2 protein-coding genes and 1 pseudogene are annotated in these 5,291 nt (G+C 65.3%); all 3 read left to right on the forward strand.

The genetic code is table 11. The features are described from left to right. Nucleotides 1–516 (forward strand): annotated as a pseudogene (locus BQ8794_RS36695) (ImuA family protein); the annotation flags it as partial. Beyond that, entirely contained in the window at nt 458–1,927 is a 1,470-nt protein-coding gene (locus tag BQ8794_RS23330; RefSeq protein WP_077380971.1) for a DUF6504 family protein, read from the forward strand. The pseudogene BQ8794_RS36695 and the gene BQ8794_RS23330, both read left to right, overlap by 59 nt. Further along, nucleotides 1,924–5,211: an error-prone DNA polymerase gene (locus BQ8794_RS23335; protein ID WP_077380972.1), complete on the forward strand. Its 3,288-nt coding sequence runs from the start codon at nt 1,924–1,926 to the stop codon at nt 5,209–5,211. The genes BQ8794_RS23330 and BQ8794_RS23335 overlap by 4 nt, the downstream gene beginning before the upstream one ends. Nucleotides 5,212–5,291 lie beyond the last annotated feature (80 nt).

The following is a 5,291-nucleotide window of genomic DNA, read 5'->3' on the forward strand; positions in this document are numbered from 1 at the left end:
GCCGCCGTCATCCTCGAAATCCGCGGCAGTCCGCAGCGGCTGGACCTCACCGCGACGCGGCGGCTGCACGCCCGGGCACAGAGCGCCGGCCGGCCGGTGTTTTTGCTGCGCCAGGCCGGCGAACCCGAGCCGACGGCGGCACCCGTCCGCCTTGTCCTGTCGGCGGCGCCGTCGGCACCACGCGAGACGATCGCCGGGCCGCTCGCCGGCTCGATCGGCCGCCCCGCCTTCACCGTCAGCATCGGCAAGAGCCGCACCGCCTTGCCAGGACAATTCACACTGGAGTGGAACCCCGATGAACGCAGTTTCGAGGAAAGAAGGGCCGGGGAAAGACGAGTCCGGCAAGAACGGGCAGCGAATCCTGTCCCTGTGGTTTCCGCATCTCGCCGCGGAAAGGATCCTGCGCCAGCGTCTGGGGCGGTCCTGGCGTTCGCGGCCGCCGGATCACCTGCCGCTGGTGATCAGCCATCGCCAGGCGAACGCGCAGCGCATCGCCGCCCTCGACGAGCGGGCTGAGGCGCTTCATCTCAAGCGCGGCATGGGCATAGCCGACGCGCGCGCCATGCATCCGTCGATCGACGTGGTGGAAGCCGATCCCGAGGCCGACCGCCGCCTGCTCGAAAGCCTCGCCGACTGGTGCGACCGCTACACCCCGCTGGTGGCGATCGACGCAGCCGATGGCCTGTTCCTCGACGTCACCGGCTGCACCCATCTTTTCGGCGGCGAACGGGCGATGCTGGACGACATCCTGTCGCGCTTTTTCCATCAGGGTTTCGATGTCCGCGCCGGCCTTGCCGCCACACCAGGTGCAGCCTGGGCGGCAGCGCGGTTTTCTGGTGACCGCATCGTCCCCGGTGGCGAGGAGGAAGCGCTTCTCGCACCCTTGCCGCTGGCGGCGCTGCGCATCGAGCCTGACATCCGCGCCAGCCTGGAAAGCGTCGGCCTGCGCACGGCGGGCGCCGTCATGGCAGCACCGCGCGCGCCGCTCGCCCGCCGCTTCGGCAGATCGCTGCTTTTGCGTCTCGACCAGGCGCTCGGCCGCCTCGACGAGGCGGTGTCGCCGCGCCTGCCGGTGGCGCCGCTTTCGGTCGAACGCCATCTCGCAGAACCGATCATGCTGACCGACGAAATAGAGCGGCTGGTGAAAATGCTGGCGACGACATTGAAGGCGGACCTCGAACGCCGCGGCGAGGGCGCAAGAAGGCTGGCGCTGCTGCTTTTCCGCGTCGACGGCGCCGTCAGCCGCATCGCCGTCGGCACCTCGCGGCCGTTGCGCGAGCCGCTGCTGATCCAGAAATTGTTCCACGAGAGGCTTGCCGCGCTCGAACAGGACATCGATGCCGGCTATGGCTTCGATCTCGTGCGCCTCTCGGTGCTGTCGGCCGCGGCCTTCGATATGCAGCAGGCGGATCTGACCGGCGAGACGCGCGATGACGGCGCCGATATCGCCCTTTTCGCCGACCGCATCCGCGCCCGGCTCGGCGACAGCGCGGTTTTGAAACCGGTCGCCGTCGAGAGTCATCTGCCCGAGCGCGCCGTCGCCACGCATCCCTATGCGGAGGCGCCGCAAAGGCTCTCTGCGCCGAAGCAGCCGGACAAGATACAAGACACCAGGCCTGTCTTGCGGCCGGAACGGCCGATCCGGCTGTTCCGTTCGCCCGAGCCGATCGAGGTGCCGGCCACCGAAATGCCTGAAGGACCGCCGCTGAACTTCCGCTGGCGGCGCGCGCTCTACCGGGTGGCGCGCGCCGAAGGGCCGGAACGCATCGCCCCGGAATGGTGGCGGGAGGCAGCTGGGCAGGAAGCGACCCGGGATTATTTCCGCATCGAGGATAGCGACGGCCGCCGCTACTGGCTTTATCGCCAGGGTCTCTACGGCGCCTCACAGGCGGCGCCGCGCTGGTTCATGCACGGGGTCTTCGCATGAATGCGCTGGCGGTCGTCCCCTATGCCGAATTCGGCATCCAGTCGAATTTCTCGTTCCTGCGCGGCGCCTCGAAGCCGGAGGAGCTGGTGGTCGCGGCAAAGTTTTTGGGCTTTTCGTCGATCGGGCTTGCCGACCGCAACACGGTGGCCGGCGTCGTGCGCGCCTGGCAGCAGGCCAAGGTGGAAGGTCTTTCCTGTCATCCCGGCTGCCGCCTGGTTTTTTGCGATGGCACGCCCGACGTTCTCGCCTATCCGCAGGACCGCAAGGGCTGGGGCCATCTGTGCCGCATGCTGACGCAAGCCAATATGCGCGACGACAGCGAAAAGGGCGCACCGCTGCTCTATCGCGACGATCTTTTCGAATGGGGCGATCTCATGTCGCTGGCGATCCTGCCGGATCTGTCGACGCCGGCCGAGGATGACCTCAGGCTGATCAGCCGCCTAAAAGATCGCTTCGGCAAGACCCTGCGGCTTGCCGTTTCGCCGGATTATCACGGCAACGACCGCTACCGTATCGAGCAGGCGGCTGCCATGGCCGAGGCATCAGGCATTCCGCTGATGGCGACCAATGACGTTCTTTACCATACGTCCGAACGGCGCCCGTTGCAGGACGTGCTGACGGCGATCCGCCTCAACCTGCCTGTTGCCGAAGCGGGGCTGGAACTGGCGGCCAATGCCGAGCGCCATTTGAAGCCGCCAATGGAGATGGCGCGGCTGTTCCGGCGGCATCCGCAGGCACTGGCGCAGACGCTGCGCTTTGCCGGCGAATTGAGCTTCTCGCTCAGTGACCTCCAATACAACTATCCCGACGAACCGACGGAATCGGGCCTCGGGCCCCAGGCCGAACTGGAAAGGCTGGCTCGGGAGGGAGCCGCGATACGCTACCCCTCGGGCGTTCCCGCCGATGTGACCAGGCGCATCCGCGAGGAGCTCGCTTTGATCGAGCGCCTGAATTACGCGCGCTATTTCCTGACTGTCTACGACATCGTCAAATTCGCCCGCAGCCAGGGCATACTCTGCCAGGGCCGTGGCTCCGCGGCCAATTCGGTGGTCTGCTATTGCATCGGCATCACCGAAGTGGGGCCTGAGCGGATCGATTCGCTTTTCGAGCGTTTCATTTCCGAGAAAAGAAACGAGCCGCCCGACATCGATGTCGATTTCGAGCATGAAAAGCGCGAAGAGGTCATCCAGTACATCTACTCGAAATACAGCGCCAAGCGCACCGCGCTTGCCGCGGCCGTCGTCAGCTACCGGGGCCGGTCGGCGATGCGCGAAGTGGCCAAGGCGATGGGCCTGTCGGACGATGTCAGGAGCGCGCTGTCCAGCTCGATCTGGGGCTGGTCGACCTCGGAGCTCGGCGAAAAGGAGACCAGGGCCGGCGGCCTCGATCAAACCGATCCGTCGACAAGGCAGGTGATCGAATGCGCCAACGAGATCATGGGCTTTCCCCGTCATCTGTCGCAGCATGTCGGCGGCTTCGTCATCACCAGGGACCGGCTCGACGAGATCGTGCCCATCATCAAGACGGCGATGGACGAGCGCAAAATGGTCGAGTGGGACAAGGACGATCTCGACGCGGTGAAAATCCTAAAAGTCGACGTGCTGGCGCTCGGCATGCTGACCTGCCTGCAGCGCGCCTTCACCCTGCTTGAGGATCATTATCCCGATGCGCGCGATGACTATGGCCGGCCCTATGTGCTGGCCACCCTCCCTGCCGAGGACAAACATGTCTACGACATGATCTGCCGTGCCGACACGATCGGCGTCTTCCAGATCGAATCCCGCGCCCAGATGTCGATGCTGCCGCGGCTCAGGCCGAAAACATTCTATGACCTCGTCATCGAGGTGGCGATCGTGCGGCCCGGCCCGATCCAGGGCGACATGGTCCACCCCTATCTCCGCCGCCGGCAAGGCAAGGAAAAGCCCGAATATCCCAAGCCGGAACTGGAAGAGATACTCGGCAGGACGCTGGGCGTGCCGCTGTTCCAGGAACAGGCGATGAAGATCGCCATTGTCGCCGGCGGCTTCAGGCCGGGCGAGGCCGATGAACTGCGCCGCGCCATGGCCACTTTCAAGCGCACCGGCACGATCGGCAATTATCGCAAGCGGATGGTCGACGGCATGATTTTGCGGGGTTACGAAAAGGACTTCGCCGAGCGCTGCTTCAAGCAGATCGAGGGTTTTGGCGAATATGGCTTTCCCGAAAGCCATGCCGCCTCCTTCGCCCTGCTGGTCTATGCCTCCTGCTGGTTCAAGACCTTCTATCCCGACGTGTTCTGCGCCGCGATCCTGAATTCCCAGCCGATGGGGTTTTATCAGCCGGCTCAGCTTGTCCGCGACGCGCGCGACCATGGCGTTGAAATCCGCGAGGTCGACGTCAATTTTTCCGGTTGGGACTGCGCGCTGGAGGGAGTGCCTTTCGATCCAACCCGCATCCTCGACCGCCATGCCCAGATGCGCGGCGTCATCCGGACCAGCCATGCCGTCCGGCTGGGTTTTCGCCAGGTCAAGGGCCTGTCGAAGGAGCGCATGGAGGTGTTTGTCGCCAGACGCGGCGACGGCTACGCAACCGTTCGCGATGTCTGGCTGCGCTCAGGCCTCTATGTCGACGAGATCGAGAAGCTGGCGCAAGCCGACGCTTTCCGTTCGCTCGGCCTCGACCGCCGCGACGCCCTGTGGGCGGTCCGCGCGCTCGACGGCAGGAGTGCCAGGGAGACCCTGCCGCTGTTCGACCGGCCGGCGATCCGCTTGCGCGATCTCGAGCCCGAGACCAGGCTGCCGACAATGCCGCTTGGCGAGCACGTCGTCCACGACTACCGTTCGCTCGGCCTGTCGCTGAAGGCGCATCCGCTTGCCTTTCTGCGCCAGCGGCTGGACCGCTCAGGCGTCACCCCCAATGCGCGCCTCGGCCAGGTTCGGGACGGCAAGCGCGTTTCGGTAGCCGGCCTTGTCCTGGTGCGGCAGCGGCCGGGTAACGCCAAAGCGATTTTCCTGACGCTGGAAGACGATCAGGCGGTCGCCAACGTCATTTTTTGGGAAAGGACCTTCAACCGCTACCGGCCCATTGTCATGGGCGCGCGGCTGGTCCGCGTCACCGGCAAACTGCAGTCGGAATCGGACGTCATCCATATCGTCGCCGAGAAGGTCGAGGACCTGACACCCTGGCTTTCCGTGCTTCTGGAGGAGAAGCCCGATGTACCTGTCGTGCAAAACGACCGGCAGGACATCGCGACACTATCGGGGAAGGCAGAAGGGGTCATGCCCAAGGGGCGGAATTTTCAATAGGGCATGGTGCGACGGTGCACAATCTTGCGAAATGCCGGCGGGACAGCGCCCCCCTCTGTCCTGCCGCACGCCTCAAGACC

Origin of the sequence: Mesorhizobium prunaredense (assembly GCF_900156895.1) — a bacterium.
In the GTDB taxonomy this organism is placed as follows: domain Bacteria; phylum Pseudomonadota; class Alphaproteobacteria; order Rhizobiales; family Rhizobiaceae; genus Mesorhizobium; species Mesorhizobium prunaredense.